The 25830-nt window shown below is 71.5% G+C and carries 16 protein-coding genes; 7 read left to right on the top strand and 9 right to left on the bottom strand.

Going from position 1 to position 25830, the window contains the following annotated elements; genetic code table 11:
• Positions 1-36 precede the first annotated feature (36 nt).
• A complete protein-coding gene (locus LG396_RS32985; protein WP_225797560.1) occupies positions 37-2562 on the bottom strand; it encodes a molybdopterin-containing oxidoreductase family protein in 2526 nt (841 codons plus the stop codon).
• Positions 2563-2674: 112 nt separating this feature from the next.
• Positions 2675-3391 carry a glutamine amidotransferase-related protein gene (locus LG396_RS32980; protein ID WP_037748333.1) on the bottom strand — a complete coding sequence of 239 codons (717 nt, stop codon included), beginning with the start codon at positions 3389-3391 and terminating at the stop codon, positions 2675-2677.
• A gap of 648 nt (positions 3392-4039) precedes the next feature.
• On the opposite strand from LG396_RS32980, the gene LG396_RS32975 reads away from it, so the two are divergent.
• Both LG396_RS32975 and LG396_RS32970 read left to right on the top strand, forming a co-directional pair.
• Positions 4040-5605, top strand: a complete 1566-nt coding sequence (locus LG396_RS32975; protein WP_225797559.1) for an MFS transporter — start codon at positions 4040-4042, stop codon at positions 5603-5605.
• Positions 5606-5892: 287 nt separating this feature from the next.
• A complete protein-coding gene (locus LG396_RS32970; protein ID WP_018837568.1) occupies positions 5893-6294 on the top strand; it encodes an ArsR/SmtB family transcription factor in 402 nt (133 codons plus the stop codon).
• A 79-nt stretch (positions 6295-6373) separates the two neighbouring features.
• On the opposite strand, the gene aepY is transcribed toward LG396_RS32970, so the two are convergent.
• The 4 genes from aepY to LG396_RS32950 all read right to left on the bottom strand — a co-directional run bounded on the left by aepY (position 6374) and on the right by LG396_RS32950 (position 15987).
• Positions 6374-7477: a phosphonopyruvate decarboxylase gene (gene aepY, locus LG396_RS32965; RefSeq protein WP_225797557.1), complete on the bottom strand. Its 1104-nt coding sequence runs from the start codon at positions 7475-7477 to the stop codon at positions 6374-6376.
• Complete coding sequence (locus LG396_RS32960; protein ID WP_037748328.1) at positions 7474-8169, bottom strand: DedA family protein; 696 nt, start codon at positions 8167-8169, stop codon at positions 7474-7476. Before LG396_RS32960 ends, aepY begins: the two co-directional genes overlap by 4 nt.
• 81 nt (positions 8170-8250) lie before the next feature.
• Entirely contained in the window at positions 8251-9291 is a 1041-nt protein-coding gene (locus LG396_RS32955) for a ketoacyl-ACP synthase III family protein (protein ID WP_018837565.1), read from the bottom strand.
• A 30-nt stretch (positions 9292-9321) separates the two neighbouring features.
• Positions 9322-15987 carry a type I polyketide synthase gene (locus LG396_RS32950; protein ID WP_225797556.1) on the bottom strand — a complete coding sequence of 2222 codons (6666 nt, stop codon included), beginning with the start codon at positions 15985-15987 and terminating at the stop codon, positions 9322-9324.
• A 497-nt stretch (positions 15988-16484) separates the two neighbouring features.
• Between LG396_RS32950 and LG396_RS32945 the strand changes: the two genes are divergently transcribed.
• Positions 16485-16670 carry a hypothetical protein gene (locus LG396_RS32945; protein WP_225797555.1) on the top strand — a complete coding sequence of 62 codons (186 nt, stop codon included), beginning with the start codon at positions 16485-16487 and terminating at the stop codon, positions 16668-16670.
• Positions 16671-16684: 14 nt separating this feature from the next.
• Entirely contained in the window at positions 16685-18166 is a 1482-nt protein-coding gene (locus tag LG396_RS32940; protein ID WP_225797554.1) for an NAD(P)-binding domain-containing protein, read from the top strand.
• 64 nt (positions 18167-18230) lie between these two features.
• On the opposite strand, the gene LG396_RS32935 is transcribed toward LG396_RS32940, so the two are convergent.
• Positions 18231-19007, bottom strand: a complete 777-nt coding sequence (locus LG396_RS32935; protein WP_225797553.1) for an SDR family NAD(P)-dependent oxidoreductase — start codon at positions 19005-19007, stop codon at positions 18231-18233.
• Between the two features lie 83 nt (positions 19008-19090).
• Here LG396_RS32935 and LG396_RS32930 point away from each other — a divergent pair, with 83 nt between their 5' ends.
• Entirely contained in the window at positions 19091-19456 is a 366-nt protein-coding gene (locus LG396_RS32930; RefSeq protein ID WP_145900728.1) for an ArsR/SmtB family transcription factor, read from the top strand.
• Between the two features lie 170 nt (positions 19457-19626).
• Here LG396_RS32930 and LG396_RS32925 read toward each other — a convergent pair whose 3' ends face one another.
• Both LG396_RS32925 and LG396_RS32920 read right to left on the bottom strand, forming a co-directional pair.
• Complete coding sequence (locus tag LG396_RS32925; RefSeq protein ID WP_225797552.1) at positions 19627-21816, bottom strand: polysaccharide lyase family 8 super-sandwich domain-containing protein; 2190 nt, start codon at positions 21814-21816, stop codon at positions 19627-19629.
• A gap of 365 nt (positions 21817-22181) precedes the next feature.
• The gene (locus LG396_RS32920; RefSeq protein WP_225797551.1) at positions 22182-23273 is read right to left on the bottom strand and encodes a LacI family DNA-binding transcriptional regulator; all 1092 of its coding nucleotides are present in this window, start codon (positions 23271-23273) and stop codon (positions 22182-22184) included.
• A 233-nt stretch (positions 23274-23506) separates the two neighbouring features.
• On the opposite strand from LG396_RS32920, the gene LG396_RS32915 reads away from it, so the two are divergent.
• Together LG396_RS32915 and LG396_RS32910 are read left to right on the top strand one after the other, a co-directional pair.
• Positions 23507-24799 carry a sugar ABC transporter substrate-binding protein gene (locus LG396_RS32915; protein WP_225797550.1) on the top strand — a complete coding sequence of 431 codons (1293 nt, stop codon included), beginning with the start codon at positions 23507-23509 and terminating at the stop codon, positions 24797-24799.
• 14 nt (positions 24800-24813) lie between these two features.
• Positions 24814-25830 (top strand): carbohydrate ABC transporter permease, encoded by a 1017-nt coding sequence (locus tag LG396_RS32910; RefSeq protein ID WP_225797549.1) that lies wholly within the window; start codon positions 24814-24816, stop codon positions 25828-25830.

Below are 25830 nucleotides of genomic sequence, written 5' to 3'. Positions count from 1 at the left end.
CTGTCGGGGACGTACGGTGCGGCGTCGTGGCGGGTCTCAGGCTCTGACGACCCGGCAGGCGAAGCACTTGAACGCCTGCTGGCCGGAGAGGTTGTCGTAGTAGCGGTCGTCGGGCAGGGTGTTGGCCGCTTCGTAGCGGGGGTCGTCGAAGAGGTCGCCCGTCTTCTGGGCCGGGCCGAAGGTGTTGGGTACGAACACGGTGTCCGCCCTGATCCCCTCCCACAGCAGCGCCGTGCCCGCAACGGAGCCGCGCGGGCTCTCGACCCGGACGTCGTCGCCGTCCCGGATCCCGGCGCGGCGCGCGGTGTCGGGGTGGATCTGGACGAAGCGGATCCCGTTGAGCTGCTTGCCCGTCGGCGTCCAGTGGGTGACCTCGGCGAAGTGCACGACACTGGGCCGCCCGGTCATCCCCATCAGCGGGAAGTCCCGGTGCACGGCGTCGTCTCCGGGAACGCCCAGGCGGACCGGGTGCGTGACGGCCTGGGGGTTGAGGGGGTTGGTGACGAACCCGCGGCCGTACGCCAGGGTCGGGTTCCTTCCGGTGACCTCGGGGTGCGTGTAGAAGACCGGCAGGGCGCCGTGCCCGGTCGCGGCGAGTTTCTTCTCCAGCTCCGGGGTGGTGATCTCGACCTTGCCGCTGGGGGTGAGGAAGCGTTTCCCGCGGTTGCCGGGATCCAGCGACTCGGCGGCTTCGTACCAGCTCGGGTGATCCAGGTAGAGGGTGCTGACGCCGGGGTGGTCGGGGGTGGGGCACGGCCAGCGCAGCGGCTCGGTGCGCCGGCTCATCCGGGTACGGGTCATTCCGCCGGTGCCGGGGGTGTGGGCGACGAAGTCGTCCCACAGGTGCCGGTAGTCCGTCCACCGCTCCGGGAACGCCTCGCGCCACTGGGCCGCGGGGCGGTCGGTGTCCAGCTCGGCCAGCGCGTGCGCGAGGCCGATCCAGATCTCCCAGTCGGGCCGGGACTCGCCCACCCGGTCGACGACCTGCTCCTGCCAGCGGATGGCCCGGTCGTCGCGGCGCATGTAGACGCCGTCCATCTCCAGCCCGCTGCAGACGGGCAGGACGATGTCGGCGTAGTAGGCCGCCTCCTCCATGAACAGGCCGGTGTAGACGTAGAAGTCGAGCTGCTCGAACGCCTTCTTGACCTTGGTGGTGTTGGCGGAGGACACCAGCGGGTTGCCCTGTGTGATCACCGCGCGCAGCCCGTACGGCCTGCCCGTCAGGATCGACTCGGCGAAGTAGTCCGGGCCGACGGGCAGCGCTTCGCGCCGCTCCGGCACGTCGGCCGCGAGCGGCGGGAGGTGCAGGTCGCCGGGCCAGGTGTTGTGCATGAAGTTGCAGCCGCCGCCCGGTACGCCGACGTTGCCGGTCACCGCGGCCAGGAACGCCGCCACCCGGTAGGTGTCGAAGGCGCCGAGCTGGTGGGAGATGCCGGCGTTGCAGAAGATCGCCGCCGGTTTCGCCTTCGCGTACTCCTCGGCCATCTCCCTGATGACGGCGGCCTTGACGCCGGTGACCTTCGCCGCCCACGCGGGGGTGTACTGGTGCTCGTCCAGGTGCGCGCGCAGCTCGTCGAAGCCGACCACCCACCGCTTGACGAACGCCTTGTCGTACAGCCCTTCTTCGACGACGTGGTGCAGCATGGCGAGCAGCAGCGCGAAGTCGGTGTGCGGTTTGGGCGCCACCCACCGGTCGGCCTCCGCGCCGGTCGGGGTCAGCCGGGGGTCGACCACCGTCAGGGTCGCCTTGGTCCTGCTGCGGCCGCGCAGCAGGTAGTCGAAGGTCACCGGGTGGGTCTCGGCCTGGTTCGTGCCCAGGAACAGGTAGTGGCGGGCCGAGCCGAGGTCGTCCCTGCCGGTGGCGCCGTCGGTGCCGTAGCCGTTGGTGAAGTTCCCCAGGCCGAACGTGGTGGCCAGGGCGTTGCCGCCGGCGTCGTTGCAGACGGGGCCGACGTCGGTGTTGTTGGGGCTGCCGAGCATCGCGAAGAGGCGGGCCACGAGGGAGCCCGTGCCCCGGGGCAGCCGGCCGGTGGTGCGGTTGGCGATGGTGTGCGCCTGGCCGGCGTCCCGCAGCTCCAGCAGCTTTCCGGCGATCGTGCGCAGCGCCTCGTCCCACGTGACGGGCTCGAACTCCGAGTCCGGTGAGCCTTTCGCACCGGCGACGCGGCGCAGCGGCCGGGTCAGCCGGTCGGCGTTGTAGACCAGTTGGGGCATGAGCTCGGCCTTGACGCACACCTGGCCCTGCTGCACCGGATCGTCGTCCTCTCCCCGTACGGCGAGGATGCGATCGGCCTTGAGGTCGACGTTGAGCCGGCAGTTGGAGTTGCAGAACTGGCAGGCGGTGGCGACGGTCCTGTCCGGGGTCAGCGCGGCCGACTGATCGGTGAAGGCCGCCCCCGGGGCGCCGCCGCCGGCCGGAGCGCCGCCTGCCGCGGCGGTGCCGTCGGTGGCAGCGTGCGCCGAGACGACCGGCAGCAGCGCGGGGGTGCCCAGTCCGGCACCGCCGACGACGCTGCCGCGCACGAAACCGCGCCGGGAGAGACCGTTGTGTTCGGACTTCATTGAGGCTCAAGGCTCCTTCCGCCCGGGGTGCGGGGGACGAACGGGCATGACGGTGCCTCAGCCGTGCGCACGACGCACGACCTCGTCGGCTGCTGAAGCGGTGCCGTGTCGGTCAGGCCGCCGGGGTCGCCGGCACCCCGGGTTTGCTGCGCACGGCGGAGAGGAACGCCTTGAGGATCTTGTGCTCGGCGCCGGGTTCGGACGACAGCTCGGGCTGGAAGAGGCTGCCCATGAAGAAGGGGTGGCCGGTGATCTCCAGGGCGCGGGCGGCACCGTCGCCGTCCCAGGCGCTGAACCGCAGGTCGCCCTGGTTGGCGGCGTCCATGAACGAGTCGGCCAGCCCGTAGTCGCAGTGGAAGATCTCCTCCACCTCTGTCGTCCCGTAGATGCCGGCGAGGTGGGAGCCCTCCTTGACCTTCAGCGGGGCCTTCTCCCCGCGGAAGGAGCACGTCAGCGGCGTGACCAGGGGCATCAGCTTTTCCGGGTCCTCGTCCACGCCCTCTGCCTCCGGCAGGTGCAGGACGTTCTGCGCGTGCTCGACGAGGGCGCTGAAGAAGCCCCCGCAGGTGCCCAGGAACGGCAGCCGGTTCTCACGCGCGTGACGGACGGCGATGTGCACGCCCTTCTGGTTGAAGTACGGAGCTCCGGGCACCACCCAGATGCCGTCCCAGCCCTCCAGCGCGGATGCGTCGTGGATGTCGGTGGTCGGGATCCACTCCGTGGTCAGATCCCACCGCTCACGCATCGCGTCGATCTTGGGGTGGGACGGCTCGTCGTGATTGCCGCGATCGCCCACCAGGGCAAGGCGTGGCTGAGCAGAGACTGACATCGGTTCCCCCTTTGTATTTCGACAGGCCCGGGAACCAGTCGTCGCCAGTGGCTGATTCCGGCCTCGTGTGCGGAGCCGGACGTGTGCCGAACGCGTCCGACTGCGCAGTTGTTCATCGGGTTCGAGGTGACGTCAGGACCGTGCCGCCATGCACGGACCTCATGGAAGACGAAGGTGTGTGGGCGCTACCGCGGTGCCGTCGGCGGTGCGGCTGCCAGCAATTGCCTGCCGGATGTACGCATCTGTTCCATCCCCCTGGCACCTCGTGCGTGACCTTCTGCACGGAACCCCGTGCTGCTTCTCGGTCAATTTATCGATGACGGTCGAAGTATTCGAGGGTCCCGTACGCGGCGGGGAAAGATTTGCGCCAACTCTCCACGACTCCATGTGACTTCCTCCCGGCGCGGCCCTCCATCCGGCAGCCGGCCCCGGCGGTCCGGCCCGCACGCCCTTTGCGCACATCAGCGCGGGAGTGCACCGATCGGCCGGGGGAATCCTGAGGTCACGGGGCAGATGGCTGGAATTGGCGCACAACACACGCCACTATCAACAGCAAACGCTGTTGATAGTGGCGAGAGCTGTTTAGATACGGCTGGTCGGCCCCGACCTCCCGCGGGACCCGGCCCGTTGCGTCTGAGGAGAGCGTGAGTGAACAGCTCCACCGGCCATCCACGCCGATGGCAGATCCTGAACGTCCTGTGCCTGAGTCTGGTGCTGATCGGCCTGGACACCCTCATCCTGAATCTGGCCCTGCCCAGCATCCAGAAGGATCTGGATGCCACCAGCAGCCAGCTCCAGTGGATGGTCGACTCGTACGCCCTGGCCTTCGGCGGGCTGCTGCTCATGGCCGGCGGCCTGTCCGACCGGTTCGGCCGCAAGCGGCTGCTGTCGATCGGTCTGGCCGCCTTCGCGCTGACCAGCCTCGGCGCCGCGTTCGCCGCCAGCGCCGAGGCGCTGATCACGTTCCGCGCCCTGATGGGCATCTCGGCGGCGCTGATGATGCCCGCCACCCTGGCCATCATCAAGGACGTCTTCCCGCGCGAGGAGCAGGGCAAGGCCATCGGCATCTGGTCCGGTGCCGCCGCCGTCGGCGTCCCGCTCGGCCCGCTCGTCAGCGGCCTGCTGCTGGAGCACTTCTGGTGGGGCTCGATGTTCCTCATCAACGTCCCGCTGGCCGCCATCGCCCTGATCGGCGCTGCCAAGCTGATCCCCGAGTCCAAGGCAGCGGACCACCCCGGGCTGGACCTGGTCGGCGCCCTGCTCTCGGTGGGCGGCCTGGTCGCCATCGTCTACGGGCTGGTCGAGGCGCCGCACAACGGCTGGGGTGACATCGTCACGCTCGGCTCCCTGTTCGTGGGCGTCGCCCTGATGGTCGCCTTCGTGCTCTGGGAGCGGCACACCGCCCACCCCATGCTCGACGTCGGCCTGTTCCTCAACGCCCGCTACGGCGGCGGCGCCCTGGCGATCGCCTGCACCTCCTTCGGCCTGTACAGCGGCCTGTATCTGCTCACCCAGTACCTGCAGTCGGTGCTGGAACTGGACCCCCTGGGCGCCGGGCTGCGGATGCTCGCCATCGGCACGATGATGGTCGGTGCCCCGCTGTCGGCGAAGCTCGTCGAACGGGCCGGTCTGAAGGCCACCGTGGTGTTCGGGCTGCTGCTGTGCGCTGTCGGCATGGGCATCCTGGCCGGCCTGTCCGTCGACGACGAGAACCAGGCCCTCCTGGGGCTCGCGGTGTTCGGCCTGGGCATGGGCATCGCCCTGCCGGCCGCGGTCGACGCGATCCTGGTCGTCTCCGCCGCCCGCCAGGCGGGCGCCGGCTCCGCGGTGGCGGACGTCGGCATGCAGGTCGGCGGCGCGCTCGGCATCGCCATCAGCGGCAGTGTGGTCACCACCCTCTACCGCGACGATCTGCCCCAGGCCGCCCGCCTGCCCGGCGAGGCCGGGGCGGCGGTGCGCGAGTCCCTTGCGGGCGCCTCCGCCGCCGCAGAGCAACTCGGCGGTGCGGCGGGCCGCCGGGTGCTGGACGCCGCGCAGCACTCCTTCGTCGGCGGCTTCGCCACCACCTTGATGATCGCCGTCGGCGTCGCGGTCGCCGGCGCCCTCACCACGGCATTCGTCCTGCCCCGGGCCCGCGTGGCCGAGGACGGCGCCACCGCGCAGGCCGAAGTCGCCGCCCCCGGCGGCAAGGCGGACTCCCCGGCGTCCTCCTAGGGTCTGTCTTCGATCTCGCGTCTGCGGCACGACCCCTGGCACGCACGCTCGCCGCGTTGTCGGGATCAACCGAATAGGCCCACTATGCGGTCGACCCTCCGCCTTGCGATCGCACGCACCAGACGCCGCGCCGCACGCCCTTCGGGCGAACGACGCGAGATCGAAGACAGACCCTAGGTCCGGGGAGATCGAGGGTGCGTAGGATTGAACCCGCGGTCCACATCGGCTCACCCAGCGTGGCGGGTCCATGGCCGGACGGCAGGTACGGGGGTGAGAGGAAGGTGACGATGGCCCGGCCGGCGAAGTTGAGGGTCGCGGTCAGCGATCCCGCCCAGTGGATCGGCGAACGCGAGCGGGCCCGGATGCTGGCGCCCAAGCTGCGTGCACTGGCCGACGAGACCCGGCTGATGCTGATCCTGCTGATCGCGCAGCGGCCGCGTACCGTCAAGGAGTTGCAGGAGGCGACGGGCCTGAGCCAGACGCTGGTCAGTCACCATCTGGCGCCCTTGCGCGAGCAGGGCCTCATCGAGGCGATACCCAAGGGGCGCAGCAACCAGTACGTGATGTGCTGTCAGACCCTGGCCGAGCCGCTGCGCATGTTCGCCAGCCTGGCGGCCATGGACCCCGAGACGGTGGCGGCCTGCCTCCAGCCCGAGGCCGACCAGGCGGGCACGGTACAGAACGCCTGATACACCCGGCACAAGCGTGCGTCCGGCCTGTGCCCTCTCACGTCCGCGAGGGAGCACAGGCCGGACGGCAGCCGACCGTCTACTGCTGAAGGCTGTCCTGGAAGCGGTCCCGGATGTCCAGAGGGCTCAGGGCGTTGGTCGCCCGCGGCGGGATCGCGCCGGTGCGCGGCAGCGTCGTGACACTGATCAGGTGCGGACCGGAGGTTCTGCGGGCGCTGAGCACCGCGGCGTGCAGGGCCTCCTGGCTGTCGCAGGCGACCGCGCTTACGTAGCCGGCCGCCAGCGCCGCCTGCGGGAACGAGGTGGTCCCCGACGTGGTCGCCTGCCCGCCCGTCGACTCGTGCACGCGGTTGTCGAGTACGACGTGGATCAGGTTGCCGGGTGCCGCGTGGCCGATCATCGACAGCGCGCCCAGGTGCATCAGCAGCGCACCGTCCCCGTCCAGGACCACCACCGTCCGCTCCGGATGCGTCAGCGCCACCCCGAGGCCCAGCGAGGAGGCGTGGCCCATCGAGCCCTGCATGTAGAAGTTGCCCGGCGCGTCGGCGACGGCGAAGGTGTCGCGGCCCGTGTAGCCGGTGGTGGCGACGACGGCCGCCTCCGGCGCGGCGGCCGTGACGACACGGATGGCCTCCGCGGCCTCGAGCCCCCCGGCGGGGGCGGTTCCGGTGGCCGCGGCCTTGCCGATCGCGCCGCGCTCCACCAGGACGAAGGGGGCCCGCTGCGCGGCCAGGTCCTTCTCCGTCCGCTCCAGGATCGCGGAGAACTCCTCGGTGCCGTCCTTGGCGTACAGCGTGTAGTGGGGGGTGCCGACGCTGTCGAGCAGGCCGGGGGTCGCCGGTCCCATCACCGCGTGCTGGGGTTCGTCGGTGGCCGGGTCGGGCCAGCCGCGCAGGCTGGTGAAGGTCAGGATCGGCAGCCGGTAGGTCATCACCAGCGAGGTGAGCGGGTTGATGAGGTTGCCCAGGCCGGAGTTCTGCAGCATCACGTACGCGCGCCGGCCGCCGAGCGCGGCGCCCGCGGCGACCGCGAGGGCGCTGCCCTCGTTCGGGGCCGGGACGTACGCGCCGGGCCGGTTGCTCAGGTGGGCGATCGGCCCGCCGAAGTGGGAGCAGGGCACGCCGCTGGCCAGGGAGTACCCGCGGGCGGCGAGCAGGTCGCAGAAGTCTGGTGCGGAGATCATGGCCGGGGAAGCTCCGTTTCCGGTGCGGCGGTCGCGGTGGTGTCCGTCCGGGAGCCCTCTGCCTTGGCGCTGCGGGCGCGGCGGCGCATGCGTATGCCTTCGACGATGATCGGGATGCCGGAGACGAGGACGATCCCGATGACGATGAACTCGATGTTCTCGCGGACGAAGTCCACCTGGCCCAGGTAGTAGCCGACCGTGGTGAGGCTGACCGACCACAGGACGGCACCGAGCACGTTGAAGAGGAAGAAGGTGCGGTACGCCATCCTCCCGACCCCGGCGGTGATGGGGATGAAGGTGCGGAAGACGGGGATGAAGCGGGCCATGACCAGCGCCTTGGGCCCGTGCTTCGCCATGAAGTCGTGGGCGCGTTCGGCGTTCTCCTGCTTGAAGAAGCGGGAGTTGGGCCTGCGGAACAGCGCGCCGCCCACCTTGCGGCCGAAGGCGTACCCGAACTGGTCGCCCAGGACTGCGGCGACCGCGATGGCGAGCATGACCAGCCACAGCGGCTGGTGGAGGAACTGGTCGTTGGCCACGAGCAGTCCGGACGTGAACAGCAGCGAGTCGCCGGGCAGGAAGAAGCAGACGATCAGCCCGGATTCGGCGAAGACGGTGGCCATGATGCCCAGCAGCCCGAAGGTGGAGATCAGGGCTTCGGCGTCGAGCAAGGGTGATGCGGCGAGTTGTGCCACGGATACCCCCGGGGTCGGTGGTGGGAAGGAGCGGACAGGCCGCCCGCCGGCCCCGTTCGGGAGCCGGCGGGCGGGAGGTGTTCAGCCGGCGGCCCAGACGGGCCGCCGGTCGATGCGGACGACGGCGCAGGTGATGGAGACCCCGCCGCCGTGGGCCACGATCAGGACGTGGTCTCCGGGGCCCACCTGCGCGGTCTCCACCAGGTGGGTCAGGCCCACGATCTGGTCGTTGACCGTCAGGTGGCCGAGGTTCCGGCCGAAGTCGAGGAGCCCTTGCTCCGGCGACAGGCCCATGGGGTCGAGGATGACCTTCAGGTAGCTCTCCTGGCCCGTGAAGACGTGGCAGACGCGGGTGACGTCGCCCGGCTCCAGACCCGCCTCGGCCAGGGTGCGCAGCGCGATCTCGGTGCGCAGCTCGCCCTGGCGGCGTACGACTTCCGCGACGGTCTCCTCAAGACCGCCGGCCGCGGCCAGGCGTTCCTTGAAATCCATGCCCCGGCCGACGGTCGCCGACGGCGGGAAGAGCGGCTCGTTGCCCCGGTACTGCTCCTCCACCTCGGCGGTGGAACCGGTGTTGATCGACAGCAGGCTCGCGAAGCCGTCGGTCTTCGACAGCAGCACCGCGCTGCCCGCGTCGCCCAGCACGCCGTTCTGGATGCCGAACGCCCAGCGGTTGAAGTTCGGGGTGCCGACGTTGTCGGCGCCCGTCACGAGGGCGGCGGTGCGCTCGGGTACGGCCTTGAGGTAGCAGGCGGCCAGCTCCAGGGAGCCGATGAGGCCGCTGCACGCCTGCCAGACGCGGAAGGACGGCACGTCGCGGTCCGTGAGGTGGCGCAGGATGTAGTGCTGCGGTGACCAGCCTTCGGGGCCCTGCTCGTGTCCGCAGGCGTGGATGTGCATGTCGATGTCGTGCGGGTGCAGTTCGGAGCGCTCCAGCGCCTGGCGCGCGGCGGCCACCGCCATGTCGGGGGCGGGCATGTCGTCGGCCACCGCGGCGCCGGTCCAGCCGTAGAACTCGCAGTCCTCCGCGTCGTACAGGCCGAGCGCCACGGCCTTGCGCGCGTCGACGCTCTCCGGGACGTAGGTGCCGAGTCCGGCGATGCGGATGTCGGTCGTTTTCATGGGCAGTCGGTTCCTCGTCAGTCGCTCGGTTCAGGCCGGGGCGTTCGCGGAGTCGAGTTCGTCGGCCAGGGCCTGGGCGACGGTGGTGATCGTGCCGTTCTTGAGGAGCTTCACCATCGGCAGCTTCACCTGGTAGCGACGCTCGATGCGGTTGCGCAGCTCGACGGCCATCAGCGAGTCCATCCCCAGCTTGTTCAGCGGCCGGTTGACGTTCACCCGCTCGGGACGCAGCCCCATCACGGTGGCCACCTCCTGCTTCAGGAAGTCCAGCAGGTCGGCACCCGGTGCGGCTCGGGTCGCCGCGGCCGGCGGCACCACGGGCGCCGGCTCGGGCTCGGGCTCGGCCGCCGACACGGGTACGGGCGGCTGCGGGTTCTCGGGTGCGGGGGTGGGGGCGGGGTGCGTGGCGGGCTGGGGCATCGGCTCGTACTGCGCCTTTGTCGCTGCCCGTTCGGCCGGCCCGGCGTCGCCGGTCAGGTGCTTGAGCAGCGGCGCTTCCGCGGCCGCCGGGTACGCCTGTGCCCAGGCCCGCCAGTCGGCCGGAAGTACCGCGGTGTGCACCAGGCCCTCCGCGAGGATCTTGCCCAGCAGCGCCAGGCCGTCGTCGGGGCTGAACGACGACATCCCCTGCGGCAGCAGGGTGCGCTGCTCCTGTTCCTCCTGCCGGGCGACCATCCCGACGCTGTCCCAGAAGCCCCAGTTGACGACCGTGGCGGGCAGCCGGTCCGCCCGCCGGTGGTGCGCCAGCGCGTCCAGGAAGGCGTTGCCGGCCGCGTACCCGCCGAGCATGGGCGAGCTGAGCAGGGCCGAGCCGGAGGAGAACAGCACGAACGCCTCCAATGGCTCCTCGCGCAGGAGCCGGTGCAGGTTCCACGCACCGGAGACCTTCGCGGCCAGCACCCGGTCCAGCTCGGTGCCGCTCATCTCGCTCAGCGGCGTGTAGTCGATGACCCCAGCGGCGTGGAAGACGCCGCGCACCGGGGGCAGGCCCGTACGGCGCCTGGCGGTGAGCAGCGCCCGCATGGCCGGCGCGTCGGCGACGTCGACGGCCTCGTACGCCACGTTCACGCCGCGCTCCCGCAGCTCGCTCATCAAGGCCACCGATGCGGCCTGCGGGTGGTCCTCGGCCAGGGGTGTGCCGGGCTCGGGCAGCGGCCTGCGCCCGGTCAGCAGCAGGTGCCCGGCGCCCTGGTCGGCCAGCCACAGCGCCAGCCGGCCGCCGATGCCGCCCGCGCCGCCGGTGATGAGGTACGTGCCGTCGGCGTGGATGGCGACGGGCCGGCCCCGTGGTGCGGTCGCGGGCCCGGACGCCGCCTCGCCGAACGAGAGCACGATCTTGCCCGTGTGGCGGGACTGGGCCATCAGCCGGAAGGCGTCCGCGGCCTGCCCCGCGGGGTAGACGGTGTGCGGCAGCGGCTGGAGGGTGCCCTGGGCGACCAGGGCGGCGGCTGCCCGCAGTACGCGGCCGGCCCGCTGGGGCGCGTGCTGGATCATGTGGACGACGTCGACGGCGTGGAAGGACAGGTTGCGGGCGAACGCGCCCAGCGGCAGCGGGTTGTTGTCGAGGATGTCGCGCTTGCTGAGTTCCACGTAGTGGCCGTACGGGGCCATCAGCGACAGGTTCGCCGCGACGGCCTCGCCGGGCAGGGTGTTGTAGACGGCGTCGAAGCCCCGCCCGCCGACGGCCGCTTGGAAGGCGTCGGCGAACGCAAGGCTCCGGGAGTCGGCGACCTGCTCGGCGCCGAGCCTGGTGAGCAGCTCGCGCTTGGCTTCGCTGCCCGCGGTCGCGTAGATGTGGGCGCCCTTCCAGCGGGCGATGTTCAGGGCGGCCCGGCCGGTGCCGCCGGTGGCGGAGTGGATGAGGACGTTCTGTCCGCGCTCCAGCCCGGCCAGGTCGACCAGGCTGTGGTACGCGGTGAGGTACGCGGCCGGCAGGGTGGCGGCCTCGGCCGCGGTCAGCCGCGCCGGCCTGGGTGCGGTCAGGCAGGCCAGGGTGACGGCCTCGGACGCCAGCGCGCCTTCGGCGAAGGCGATCACCTCGTCGCCCACGGCCACGTCGGTGACGGTCCCGCCGACCTCGGTGACCGTGCCGGCGCACTCCCAGCCCATGACCGGCGGCCGGTCGTCCTGCCCCGGATACATGCCCAGGGAGAGCAGTACGTCGCGGTAGTTGACGCCGGCGTGGCTGACCCGGATGCGTACCTCGTCCGCGCCGAGGGCACGCGGTATCCGTTCGGTCAGCCGCAGGTCGTCGATGACGCCGGGCGCGGGCAGCGAGAGCGCCCGCGGCAGGCCGGAGCCCGTGGCAGGCAGATCCGCCGGTACGAGCCTGGCGGCGAAGCGGCGCCCGTCGCGCAGGGCGACCTGGTCCTCGCCGTCCGGGTGCAGCAGCAGGTCGGCCAGCGCCGGGACGCCGGCGGCGGACCTGTCGAGGTCGACCAGGCGGGGGGTGAGTGCGGGGGCTTCGCCGGCGAGGGTGCGTACGAGACCCCAGGAGACGGCCTGGAAGGGGTGGCGTACCGCCTCGCCGACGGCGGTGGCCTGGGCGAGCTGGGTGATCAGCCACAGCGGCGGGTTGCCGAGGGGGTGCCGCTCCAGCGCCCGGGTCAGGTGCAGGACGCTGTGGGCGGCCAGGAGTTGGGCGCGGCCGACCTCGGCGGGTGTGGCGTCGAGGCCCGCCCGGGCGTCCAGGGACCACAGGTGGAGGATGCCGCGGCAGGTTCCGTCGCGGGCGACGTCGCCGAGGACTTCGCGGTAGTGGTCCTCGTTCGACGGGTCGATGCGGTAGCGGTCGCCGCCGCCGGCGAAGGGGCCGGCGCCGGCGGTGACGGCGACCACGCGCTGCCCGCGGCCGGTCAGCTCCCGCATCAGGGAACGGCCCGCGGAACCGCTGTCGGTCAGGACGAGCCAGAAGCCGTCCGGGTCGGTGCCCTCCGCTCGACCGGCCGGGACGGGAGCGGGCTCCCAGGTCAGGGTGTGCAGCCAGTCTCCGTGGTCGCTGTCCGCGGCCGGCGGGGAAGAGGGCTCGGGCGTGTCGGTTGCGGTCACGGTGTCCTCGGGCCGGGGGTGCAGGAGTGCGGGGGCGTGTCCGGCCAGGTACTGCAGGCGCAGGCCGCGCATCTGCGCGACGAGGCTGCCGTCGTCGGCGCGGATGTCGATGTCGGCGGTGAAGGAGTCCGCGCGGGCGGAGGGCCGGAGCCGGGCGTGGCTGAATAGGGAGGTGGACGGCTGCTGGTGGAAGCGGACCTCGTCGATGCCGCCCAGGACGAAGACGCCTTCCTCGCCGGGCGCGGTCAGTGGCCGGGCCGCGGCCATGGCGTGGCCGCTCGCGTCCAGCAGCGCCGGGTGGAAGTGGTGCCGTACGAGATCGCCGGCGAGCGGCGCGGGACAGGCGAGTTGGGCGAGGACCTCGCCGTCCGTGCGCCACAGTTCGGTGATGCCCTGGAAGGTGCCGTTCCACTGGTTGCCGCGTGCGGCGTTCCAGGGATAGAAGTCCGCGGCCCTCTGGTGCTGCGGCAGGCGGGCCCGGATCGTCCGGAGCGGTTCGGCCGGCTCGGCGGCGGTCGGGGGCAGGGCGCGGGCGGTGCCTTCGGTGTGGAGGACCCACTCGCTGCCCTCGTCGTCCCGGCTGTGGACACGGCAGTGCAGCGAGGTGTCCGGCTGGGGAGTGGCGGTGACCCGGACCTCGGGTGCGGGGGCGTCCTCGTCCAGGAACAGGGCGCGGTGGTAGTGCACGTCGGAGACGGACAGGGTGCTCGTGCCCAGGACGGAGCGGGCGGCCGCGGAGATGAGTTCCAGGTGGGCGGTGCCCGGCAGGATGATCGCTTCCTGGATGCGGTGATCGCGCAGATAGGCGTTGTCCGCGAGGGTCAGCGGCCCCTGCCACGTGCGGGTGGCGCCGTCGGCGGGCAACTGCCGGCCCAGCAGCGGGTGCGCGGGGTGCCCGGCCTGGTCCTGCGGGGCCGGGTCGGTGACCGGCTCTGCTTGGGCGGTGGGTGCGGGGTTTTCGGTGGGGGTGATCCAGTGGCGGGTGCGCTGCCAGGGGTAGGCCGGGAGCGGCACGTAGCTCCCGCCGTCGGTCAGCGTACGGAAGTCGAGGTCGACGCCGGCCGCGTGCAGGGACGCGGCGAAGGTGAGCAGGCAGGAGCGCTCGTCGCCGTGCCGGCGCAGGCTGCCGACGGCGGTGGTGCCCGCGTCGGTGTGCAGGCGGCTGGTCTCGCGGATGTTGGCCACGAGCAGTGGGTGCGGGCTGACCTCGATGAACACCGTGTCGCCGCGGGTGAGCTGGCTGCTGACGGCGCCGACGAAGTCGACGGGCCGGCGGATGTTGCGTACCCAGTAGTCGGCGTCCATGCCGGAGCCGTCGATCACCTCGTTCAGCAGGGTCGAGTGCAGCGGGATGCGGCCGGCACGCGGGGTGAGGTGGGCCAGTTCGGCGAGGAGGTCGTCGCGCAGGGCGTCCATCTGCGGGCAGTGGGAGGCGAAGTCGACGTTGACGCGCCGGTTGTCGATGCCGCGGGCGTCGAGGGCGTCGAGCACCTGGGTCAGTGCGTCGCCGTCGCCGGACAGCAGGGTGGACGTCGGGCTGTTGCTGGCGGCCACGGCGACCTTGTCCTCGACTCCGGCCAGCGCTGCCGCGGCCTCGTCGGCGGGCAACGCCACCCAGGCCATGGTGCCGCGGCCCGAGAGGCGCTTGGCGAGCCGGCTGCGGCGGCAGATGACGGCGGCCGCGTCCTGGAGCGAGAGCGCACCGGAGATGTACGCCGCGGCCGATTCGCCCATGCTGTGGCCGATGACCACGTCGGGCTCCACGCCCCAGGACCGCCACAGCTCGGCCAGCGCGATCTCCATCGCCCACAGGGTGGGCTGGATGACGTCGAGTTGCTTGAGGCGTTCTTCGTCCGCGGAGCGCAGCAGCTCGATGACCGACCAGCCGTTCTCGGCCTTGACGGCGTCGTCGCATGCCCTCATCGCCTGGGCGAACACCGGCTCGGTGTCGAGGAGTTCGCGGCCCATGCCGGGCCACTGCGAGCCCTGTCCCGGGAAGACGAACGCGACCCTGGGGCGGGCGCCGGGGTCGGTGAAGTCGCTGAAGGCAAGGCCGGGTTCGTCCTGGCCGGCGGCGAAACCGCGCAGGGCGGCGGCGGCTTCGGCGTGGTTGTCGGCGGCGAGTGCGAGCCGGGCGTCATGGGTCGTACGGCGCAGGGCGGCCGAGTGGCAGATGTCGCGCAGGGAGTGGCCTGCGCCGTCGCCTTCGAGGTGCTCGGCCATACGGCTCGCGCTCTCGGCGAGGGCCTCGGGGCTGAGTGCGGACAGCACCAGGAGTTCGCTGCGCTCGGCCGGCCGGTGGCCGTCGGGTTCCGCGGGCGTCGGCTCGGGAGCGGCTTCGAGGACCAGGTGGGCGTTGGTGCCGGAGAAGCCGAAGCTGCTGACCCCGGCGACGGCCGGGCGGCCCCTGTCGGGCAGCGGCGTCGCGTCGGTCGGGACGGTCAGCGGCAGTTCCTCCCAGTCGACGGCGGGGTTGGGGTTCTTCAGATGCAGGCTGGGCGGGACGGCCCTGTGCTCCAGGCACAGCACGGCCTTGATGAGCCCGGCGATGCCGGCGGCGGCCTCGGCGTGGCCGATGTTGGTCTTCACCGAGCCGACCAGCGGGCGCCGGTCCCGGGTGCGCTCGCCGACGATGGCCGCCAGGGCCTCCAGCTCGACCGGGTCGCCGACGCTGGTGCCGGTGCCGTGGGCCTCGACGTAGTCGATGTCGGCCGGGTCGACGCCGGCGTTGGCGTAGGCGCGGCGCAGTACGCCGAGCTGGCCCTCGACGGCCGGGGTGACCAGATAGCCGCTGGACCGGCCGTCGTTGCCGACGGCGGAGCCGCGGATGACGGCGCGGATGCGGTCGCCGTCGGCCTGGGCGGCGTACAGCGGCTTGAGGATGACCGCGCCGACGCCGTCGCTGCGGACGAATCCGTCGCCGGAGGCGTCGGCGAACTTGCAGCGGCCGTCGGCGGCGAGCATGCCGGCGCCGGAGTACACCACGCCTTCCTCCGGCAGCAGCACCAGGTTGACGCCGCCGGCGATCGCCACGGGGCACTCGCCCAGTCGCAGGGCCTGGACGGCGTTGTGGACGGCGACGAGCGCGGAGGAGCAGGCGGTGTCGACGGTGAAGCTCGGGCCGCGCAGGTCGAACGCGTACGAAAGCCGGCCCGAGGTGATGGCGCGGGAGGCCGCCCCTGTCATGGCGTACAGGTCGAGTTCGTCGCGCCTGTCGTACTGCAGGTGCCAGTAGTCGCCGCCGAGTTGACCGATGAACACTCCCGTGTCCGTGCCGCCGAGGGCGGCGAGGGACTGGCCGGCGTCTTCGAGGGCCTCGTACGCGACCTCCAGCAGCAGCCGCTGCTGCGGGTCCATCCGGTCGGCCTCGCGGGGAGAGATGCCGAAGAACTCCGCGTCGAACGCGTCGATGTCGCGCAGCAGCCCGCCCCAGCGGCTGACGGTGCGGCCGGGTGTGCGGGGCGCGGGGTCGTAGACGGCGTCGACGTCGTAGCGCTCGGGCGGGATCTCCGTGATGGCGTCACGGCCCTGGAGCAGCATGTCCCAGAGTTCTTCGGGGCTGGTGGCGTCGGCGAACCGTCCGGCCATACCGACGATGGCGATCGGTTCGCCGGCGGCCTCGGCCGCACGGCTCAGATCGTGGTGCATGGGTGTCCTTCCGGGAAGGGCGAAGCCGTTCACTGTGAAGCAGCACGGAAGGACCGCGGTCTGTGCGCGGCGAGCCGGCAGCGGGCCGGCCCGGTGGCGGGCGCACACACCGGGAGAGCGGGAGTAGGAGAGAGTCGGGGAAGTGCCGGTCCCGTCGAATGGACGGCCGCGTGCGTGGCGAGCGCTCTGGCCGTTCACGGGCCGGGCGGGCCGTCGGCACGGCCGCCGTTCCCCCGGTGTCTCAAGGCGTCGGGCAGGCGCCCGTGCCGTCTACTCCTGCTGTTTCGATATGTATCGAGATTGGCCCGCCGCGCGGCACTCGCGCAACGCGATACGGAGTGACGCTCGTCACACCCGGACGCCGCCGGGGGCGTGGTTGACATTCACCGAGCCAGGCGGAATCCTGGAACCTTGATTCGTTGTTCATCTATATAGGCGGTCGTGATGAGTCAGCTTCCACGCCGCGATCAGGGCTGCCGCGACAGGAGCCGTACCCGATGAGCGACCCCGCCGCTGACCCCGGTGCCGCCGAGCCCGCCGGCCCCTGCTGCGCCGCGATCGCCGAGATGCAGCGCCGGGCCAGGCAGCGCAAGGAACAGCACGACCAGGCGGAGACCGACGTGCCCTCCGGCACCCCGTCGCCTGATCCGAAACGCGCCCGATCCGCGCCCGAGCCTTCCTGAGAGGACAACGCACCGTGGTTGACCACAGCCCCGACCACCTCCCCGTCGCCGTGATCGGCGCCGGCCCCGTCGGCCTGGCCGCAGCGGCACACCTGGCCGAACGCGACGTGCCCTTCGTCGTCGTGGAAGCCGGCGACGCCCCCGCAGCGGCGGTGCGCGCCTGGTCCCACATCCAGCTCTTCAGCCCCTGGGAGTACAACGCCGACCCGGCCGCCCGCCGCCTGCTCGCGGCAGCGGGCTGGGAGCAGCCCGACGCCTCCGCCCTGCCCACCGGCGGCGACCTCGTCAAGCAGTACCTCCAGCCGCTGGCCGAGCTGCCCGCGCTGGCCCCCCACATCCGCTACGGCGCCGCCGTCACCGCCCTCAGCCGCCAGGGCATCGACCGCGTACGCACCACCGGCCGCGAGACGGCTGCGTTCGTACTGCGCCTGGCCGGCGGCGAGGAACTGCTCGCCCGCGCCGTCATCGACGCCTCCGGCACCTGGCGTCAGCCCAACCACGTCGGCGCCAACGGCCTGCCCGCCCACGGGGAGCCGGACGCCGCCGGCTGGATCAGCCACGGCCTGCCCGACGTCCTCGGTACGGACCGCGCCCAGCACGCCGGCCGCCACACGGTCGTCGTCGGCGCCGGCCACTCGGCCGCCAACACCCTCCTCGCCCTCGCCGAACTCGCCGACGCCGAGCCCGGCACCACCATCACCTGGGCCATCCGCGCCGCCGACCCGGCCGCATCCTTCGGCGGCGGCAGCGACGACGAACTGCCCGCCCGGGGCGCGATCGGCTCGGGCCTGAAGATGCTCGTGGACTCCGGCCGCGTCACCCTCGCCCCCGGCTTCCGCACCCACGCCATCCGCCGCCTGGGCGACGACCCCGCGCAGGACCGGGTCGAACTCGTCTCCCGCGACGCCGACGGCAACGAGCAGACCCTCACCGCCCACCGCGTCGTCGCGGCCACCGGCTTCCGCCCCGACCACCGCATCACCGACGAGCTGCGCCTGGACCTGGACCCGATCATGTCCGCACCTCGCGCCCTGGCTCCGCTGATCGACCCCAACCAGCACTCCTGCGGCACCGTCACCCCGCACGGCTACCGCGAGCTGGCCCATCCGGAACCCGGCTACTACGCCGTCGGCATGAAGAGCTACGGCCGCGCCCCGACGTTCCTCATGCTCACCGGCTACGAGCAGGTCCGCTCCATCGCCGCCGCGCTCGCCGGCGACCTGGAGGCCGCGAAGTCGGTCGAACTCCAACTGCCCGAGACCGGCGTCTGCTCCGTGACCGCCGGCGGCGAGGCCCTCGCCCTGCGCCTGGGGCTGACCAGGGACCAGCACGAGCAACTGCTCCAGGTCACCGCCAAGCACCTGGGGTCCTCCCCCACCGCCTCGGATGCCGTACTCACCGCCGCCACGGAACTCGGCGTCGACCACACCACCGCGCTCCAACTGGCCGCGTACGCCGCCGACATGTTCGACGCACCCGACGCGCCGGGCTGCTGACCGACGACGGCGTGGCTGTTCCGCGCGCACCGCACGGAACAGCCGCGCCGAGGCACGACGGGCTCTAGGGGACGCGATGCACCTTGTGCTGGGCAGCCTGCGCCCGGGGACGTACGACCATGAGGTCGACGTTCACGTGCGAGGGCCGGGTCACCGCCCACGCCACCGCGTCCGCCACGTCCTCGGCCACCAGCGGGTCGGGGACCCCGGCGTAGACCGCGTCGGCCTTCGTCGTGTCACCGCGGTAGCGGTTGAGCGAGAACTCCTCGGTCTGCACCATGCCGGGCGCGATCTCGATCACCCGCAGCGGCTGCCCGCACGATTCGAGCCGCAGCGTCTCCGCGAGCACGTGCGCCCCGTGCTTGGCCGCGCTGTAGCCCCCGCCGCCCTCGTAGCAGGTGAAGGACGCCGTCGAGGTCAACACCACCACCGTGCCGTCACCGCTCGCCAGCAACTTCGGCAGCAGCGCCTGCGTCACCTTGAGCGCACCCAGCACGTTGACCTCGTACATGCGCCCCCAGTCACCGGGATCGGCATCCGCCACCTCCTCCACCCCGTAGGCACCGCCGGCCACGTTCACCAGCACATCGCAGACCTCGACCTGCTCGGCGAACGCGGCGACAGCCTCCCGGTCCGTCACATCCAGCGGATACGCCCGCACCGCGCCACCCTCGGCCCGGATCTCCCGGGCAACCGCCTCCAGGCGGTCGGCCCGCCGCGCGGCAAGGACCACGGCGAACCCTGCGCGCGCCAACTCGCGCGCGGTGGCCGCACCGATACCGCTGCTCCCTCCGGTGACCACCGCGGTACGCGACTGCCGGGCGTGGACGGGTGATGCCATGAGCGCTGCCCCCAGCTCTTGATTAGACGGTTGTCTAATAATATGACCTTGGCATCGGGGAAAACTAGTGACAACATAGACGTATGTCGAAGCTTCAGGAGATGGTGGCCGCGCTTCCGGCCGAGCCGTGCTGCCCTGCCCTGACCGAGCGTGAGCTGACCGTCGAGGAAGCCGAACTCACCGCCGCGATGTTCAAGGCCCTCGGCGACCCCGTCAGACTCCGCCTCTTCTCCAAGGTGGCCTCCCACCCGGACAGCGAAGCCTGCGTGTGCGACATCGCCGACGTCGGAGTCTCCCAGCCCACCGTGTCCCACCACCTGAAGAAGCTCAAGGAAGCCGGCCTCCTCGCATCCGAACGCCGCGGCACGTGGGTCTACTACCGCGTCGAGCCCGCGGTCCTGGCAGCCATGGGCCGCCTCCTGACCCCCGCCCCGGCGACGGCCGCCTGACCGGCCCGAGGACGCACACCCCCCGCATCGTTCGAGCCGTTATTCCGATGCGGGTCGGGCGACCCTCTACTGCGCCGAGTGCACACCACCCGGCCGGTCCTCTGAAGCGACGCCGGAAACGCGGCGAGGGCGGCTACCCCGAAATCGGGGTAGCCGCCCTTTCGCGCCCGTCAGCCGAGGGGCTGCGTCACCGTCCTGCCGAGGTCCACGCCGGAGCCGAGTTGAAAGGCGGCTCGGCGGGTGCGCTCGGGGGCGGCGAGGGCGACGGAGACGGTCAGGCCGGGCTGGTCGGGGTTGGCGACGCTCACGACGGCCGGGCTGCCGGACTCCTTGAGCACGACGATGGCGGGCTGATCGACCCGCAGCGTGCGGCGCGAACCCAGGTCGAGGGAGCCCGCGGCGTGGAAGGCGGCAATCGTCAGCCGTAGCTGCGGGTGGCGGACCGCCTGAACCTGCTCGTCGTTGCGCAGGATCCTGACCGCCGGCCCGGAGGCGTAGGCCCGTACCCTCGCCGGTGAGGCGCCGGGCAGGACGATGTAGGCGTATGCGGCTTCCTCCGGGGCCCGGCCGTGGTCGAAGTAGAGCGTGAAGGCATTCCGCGTCACCGGATCGCGGTCGATCCAGCTCCCGCTCTGCTCCTTGTTCGAGACCTTGAGCGGTCCTCCGGCGGGGAAGACGTAGCCGATCTCGTCGTTGTACGCCCATGTGGCGCCGGTGGCTGCGGAATCGGTCCCCGGGCGCAGGGGCTTGCCGCCGACGGTGGCATTGGCCCGGGCCGCGCCCTGGTTCACGGTCGTGTGGACGGCGCTTTCGGAAGTGGAGCTGATTCCCGCGCCGAGGGCGACCATCTCGTCGTCGAAGTAGAAGTAGCTCTTGCGTCCGGTGGTCGAGGACCGGTCGAGGGTGAAGACGTCAGCTCCGTAGCGCCCGTCGGAGACACCGCCGGTGAAGCTGCCGGCGTTGCGCTTTCCCGACGTCGACGTCACCTTGGCGTACGGCGCTGTGACACCCGGGTAGTGGAACCAGTCGAAGGCGGGCACGAGGTCGTCGTATTCCCGGTTCGTGACCTGGATCGAAGTGGCGCCCTGCGCGTTCCAGTCGATCTCGTTGCCGACTTCCGGCCGGAAGGTGGAGCGGTACTCACTGCCGACCATGCGCGGCGAATTGATCCTCGTGAAGATTCCGTACCCGTCGCGCAGGTGCGAGGAGAACTCCGAGCGCCAGAAGTACTTGTGTCCGGTGACGCCGTTCTCGCGGGTCTTTCCGCGGATGTTGTCGGCGAGCTTCTTGTAGGCCGCCGAGTTCCCCTCGTCGGCCCGCACCATCCGGTCGAGCGGATCCAGGAAGTCTGCCGCATAACTCGTGACGCCGTCGATCGTGTTGGCGGGGCGGTACCCGAGGTACATCATCCCGATCTCCCCGCGGATCAACCAGCGGGTCCCGTCGAGGATGTAGAAGGCAACCGCGTCGATCTCCTCGTCGGAGAGGGCGAAACTCGTGCCGCGCGAGACGTCGGCCCACGCGGCGACGATGGTGAACAGCGCCATGCCGTAGCCCTCGCTGTAGAGCTGCGCACCGTGCGCCCAGAAGCTGGAGTCGACCTGCACGGCCTCCTTGATGCCGCCGCTGCCGTCGACCGCGATCGTCTGCGACATGGTGTCGTAGCCCTGCTCGATGTCGGCGGTCGAGCGCTTGGCGACGGCTTCGTAGAGGTAGTTCTCCGTCCTCCAGGAGCCGTTCGCCCCGACCGGGTCGAGCCGTCCGGTGTTGTGTGCGTAGGTCACTTCGCGTGCCTCGGCGCTGAGTTCGTCGCCGACGAAGATCGACACCCGGCCCATCGCCATGGACTTGCCGATTTCGACCTCCCACCAGTTCGTGCTGGTCGGTTTGACGCCGTCCCAGTACAGAAGTGCACGGTTCAGGGCCTCGACAAGCTCCGGCTTCCCGTAACCAGGGGCGTCCGGATCGCGGTAGGCGTGCGCCATCGCCATCATGCGGTAGAGGGCGTGGTACGGCGACCAGACCCGGCCGTTCGCGGAACTCGTGGTGTCGGCGTAGTCCACATTCGGCCACGAGCCGTCGGCGCGCAGCGACTCGACGTAAGTCAGGGCCTCGGACGTACGGGCCAGGTAGATGAAGTTGGCGAGCTTGATCTGGTCGCCCTGGGCGAGAAAGCGCTGTTGAATGCGTTCGATGATGAGCTGAATGTCGTCCGCCGCCGCGTGGCTTTCGCCGGCTTCGGCGGCCCGCGCGAGAGCCGGTGCCGACAGCGTCAGACCGGCCACGCCTGCGGCAAGTCCGAGGCCGCCGAGGAGGGCACGGCGTCGGTCGAGAAGGGGTGCGGCTCCGTTTTCGGGCATGCGGGCTCCTTAGACGCACCCGGTGGCGACAACGCTGCCGGGAGAGGTGCGCCCGTCCACCGACGGGTGCTTCCGGGTGCTGATCGGGTCACGGCCTGGGACAGGTACGCACCAGTTTTCAAACCGGTTTGAAGAGGCGCGTAAAACAGTTACCGGCTACGACCTGGGTGCGTCAACAGTCGCGGCACACCAGATGTGGGGCGCGGCGCACCGGAGATCCGAGTCGTAGCGGTGAGGTCACGACCGCGGACGACATCCGGCAGCGGCCACGCGGCCTGCTGTCCGAGTGGATCCGGCCGGGGTCCGCGCCGCGGCCGGGACACCGCTGCGGCCCGCCCGCGGCCGGGTCGGTGCGTCTGCCGGATTCAGCGCGCCGGCGGCGCCGTACTGGCGCGGGCCACGAACTCGACCGGCGGGAGTGCCGTCGCCTGGAAGGGGTGCCCCTGGGCGAGGGAGACCAGTTGCTGTGCCGCGGCACGGCCCCATGCGATCACGTCCTGGCGGATGGTGGTCAGCGGCGGGGCGACGTACTCGGAGAGCGGGATGTCATCGAATCCCACCACCGACAGATCCTCCGGGACCCGCAGTCCGCGACCGGTCGCGGCAGCGATCCCGGCGATGGCCATCAAGTCGTTGGCGTAGAGGATGGCGGTCGGCGGCTCCGGCAGGTCGAGCAGGGCGTGGGTGGCGCGGGCGCCGCCGGCGCCGGTGAAGTCCGCGGCTTCGAGGGGTCCTTCGGGCAGTCCGGCGTCGTCCAGGGCGGCCGTCCAGGCGCGCCGCCTGGCCTCCGCGTGCACGTAGCCCTCGGCGCCGCTGACGTGCCCGATACGGCGATGGCCGAGCGCATGCAGGTGTTCGACGGCGCGGCGCACCCCTTCGGCGTCGTCGACGCCGAGCGCCGGCACCGGGCTGTCCCGGCGCTCCGGGCCGATGATCAAAGCGGCCAGGCCCAGTCCGTCGGTGAGCACCGGGCGCCGGTCGTCGAGTTGCAGATCGGTGAGGAACACGCCGTCGGCCCGGCCGTCGTGGCTCAGGCGCTCGTACGCGTTGCGCTCGGCCTCCTCGGTCTCGACGACCTGGAGGACCAGGGCGTAGTCGAGTGGTGACAGGCCGCTCTCGACGCCCGCGAGGAACTGCGGGAAGAACGGGTCGGTACTGAGCAGCTCGGGGGGCCGGCGGATCACCAGGCCGAGGGCCTGGGCGCGACGGGTGGACAGCGCCCGGGCACCGGCGCTGGGCTGCCAGCCCAGCTCGGCGGCCGCCTCCAGGACCCGTTGCCGCGCGCGGGAGCTGACGCCGGCCCGGCCGTTGACGACGAAGGACACGGTCGCCTTGGACACCCGGGCCAGTGCTGCGACGTCCCCGATCGTGGGGCGGCTGCGCCGGCGCGGAGGCATAGGCGCAGCCGGCTCCGGGTCGGTCTGCGCCGCGCTCGGCTCGGGGTGCTGGTGGGCCATGCTGTTCGCCTCCTTGCCGCCGCCCGGTACCCGTGAGCCCGGGGGGCGGACGCGCAGCCGATTGCCGGAACGTTTCGTGCGATCCCTTGACGCTCAGATTTTAAACCGGTTTGAATGGCGCCCGTAACCCCGGCTCGATCATCTGCCGGGACCGGTCGACGGCGGCGCGGAACGGGCAGCGGCCGCTGCTTACAGCATCTCTCCACCCTCATACCTCGAAGGGGTCAGGCCCTATGAAGCGTCATACGCGCATTGCGGTGCTGATGACCGCCGCGACGGTGGTCCTGCCACTGTCCGCCTGCGGATCGGACGACTCCGGCGGCGGCAAACCGACAGCTGGGCCGATCGACATCTGGTACTCGACCAACGAGCAGGAGCAGGCCTGGGCCGAGGCGGTCGTCGACGCCTGGAACGCCGAGCACCCCGAGGAGAAGATTACCGCCCGCGCGGTGCCTGCGGGCAAGTCCACCGAGGACGTCATAGGCGCGGCGATCACCGCCGGCAACACGCCCTGCCTGGTCTACAACACCGCACCCGCCGCGGTGTCCGCGTTCGAGAAGCAGGGCGGGCTGGTGAACCTGTCGAAGACGTTCAAGGACGCCGAGTCGTTCATCGAGCAGCGCTCGGGGGACGCGGTGGACGGCTTCCGGTCCCCGGACGGTTCGCTGTATCAAATGCCCTGGAAGACCAACCCGTTCATGCTCTATTACAACAAGGAAGTCTTCGCCGAGGCCGGGCTGGATGCCGAGCACCCCGAGCTGCGTACCTACGACGACGTACTGGCGGCGGCCGAGGCGATCAGGAGCGCCAAGGCGGCGGACTTCGCGCTGTACCCGCCGGCGACCAGCGACTACACCAATGCGCTCTTCGACTTCTACCCGCTGTATCTGGCGAACTCCGGCGGCACCCAGCTCGTCGAGGACGACAAGGCCACCTTCACCGGCGAGGCCGGCTTGCAGACCCTCGGGTTCTGGCAGCAGATGTACGCCGAGGGCTACTCCTCGCCGGAGGCGTACAGCGGCGACATGTGGGCGGGTCCGTTCGCCGACGGGGTGGCGGCGATGGGCATCGCCGGGCCGTGGGGCAAGGGTCAGTTCGACGGCAAGGTGGAGTACGGCGTGGTGCCTCTGCCCACCGCCGCCGGCGCGGAGGGGACGTCGACGTTCGCCGATTCGAAGAACGTCGGGATGTTCACCTCGTGCCGGAACCAGCAGACAGCCTGGGACTTCGCCAAGTTCTCCATGAGCAAGGAGAACGACGCGGCCCTGCTGGAGGAGACCGGCCAGTTTCCCACCCGCACCGATGTGACGACCGTGGCCGCGGACTTCCTGAAGGCGAACCCGTTCTACGAGCCCTTCGCCGACGCCGTCCCGCGCGCTGTCGACGTGCCGAACATCCCCGGCTCCAGCGAGGCGTGGACGACCTTCCGCAAGGCGTGGGACGACACCGTGCTCTCGGGCAAGGGCGACGTGGAGGACGCCTTCGGCGAAGCCGCCCGGACCATCGACGACCAGGCCAACGGCTGACGAGGCGCACCACCATGACCGCACCGCATCCCCACCGGCAGGAGGCGCGGGCCGGCGGCGGCTCGCCCTCCGGGCCGCAGCTCCCGCGCTCCGCTCCCCCCGCCCCCCGCGCGAGCGCCCGGGCCGGCCGGCGGGCACGGCCCCGGCGGGCACAGCGACTTGAGCGCTGGCTGGGCCGGCACCCGTTCGGGCTCGCGCTCACCGCCCCGTACACGATCTTCGTCCTGGTCGTCTTCGCGATCCCGTTCGGCTTCGGCGTGTGGATGGCCTTCCACGACTACTTCTTCACCGCCCCGGGGGTGTCGGTCCCGCACCCGTTCGTCGGGTTCGACAACTTCACCGCCGTCCTGGGCGACGGGGACACCCGGCGCGCCTTCCGCAACCTGGTCGTCTTCATGGCGATCAACATTCCGCTGACCGTCGTGCTGGCCCTGTCGCTGGCGGCGGCGCTCAACACGGCCACGCGGTGGCGGGTGTTCTTCCGCGTCTCCTACTACGTCCCGTACGTCACCGCGTCGGTGGCCACACTCGCCGTGTGGCTCTTCCTCTTCAACGGCTCCGGCGCGGTCAACCACGCGCTCGGCGCCTGGGCGCCGGATCCGTCGTGGCTGGCGAACAAGCACCTGGTGATGCCGCTCATCGCGCTGTACGTGACCTGGAAACAGCTCGGCTTCTACGTCCTGCTGTATCTGGCCGCGCTGCAGAACGTGCCGCGCGAGCTGCACGAGGCGGCGCTCACCGACGGCGCGGGGCGCTGGCAGGCCTTCCGCGCGGTCACGCTGCCGGCCGTGCGGCCGGTGACCTCCCTGGTCATCCTCCTGTCGCTGATCACCTCCGGGCAGATCTTCACCGAGCCGTTCCTGCTCACCGGCGGCGGCCCGAACGGCGCCTCGCTGACCCCCGCCCTGCTGATCTACCAGCGCGGCCTGGAACAGGGCGAACCGGACGCGGCCGCCGCGATCGGGCTGATCCTCGTCACCGCGGTGCTCATCCTCGCGACCGTCTCCCGGCGCGTCATGGAGAGGAACTGA

The sequence above is a fragment of the Streptomyces aculeolatus genome (genome assembly GCF_020400605.1).
In the GTDB taxonomy this organism is placed as follows: domain Bacteria; phylum Actinomycetota; class Actinomycetes; order Streptomycetales; family Streptomycetaceae; genus Streptomyces; species Streptomyces aculeolatus.
Note: the sequence above shows the minus strand (reverse complement) of the source record. Positions and strands in the feature narration are given on the sequence as shown.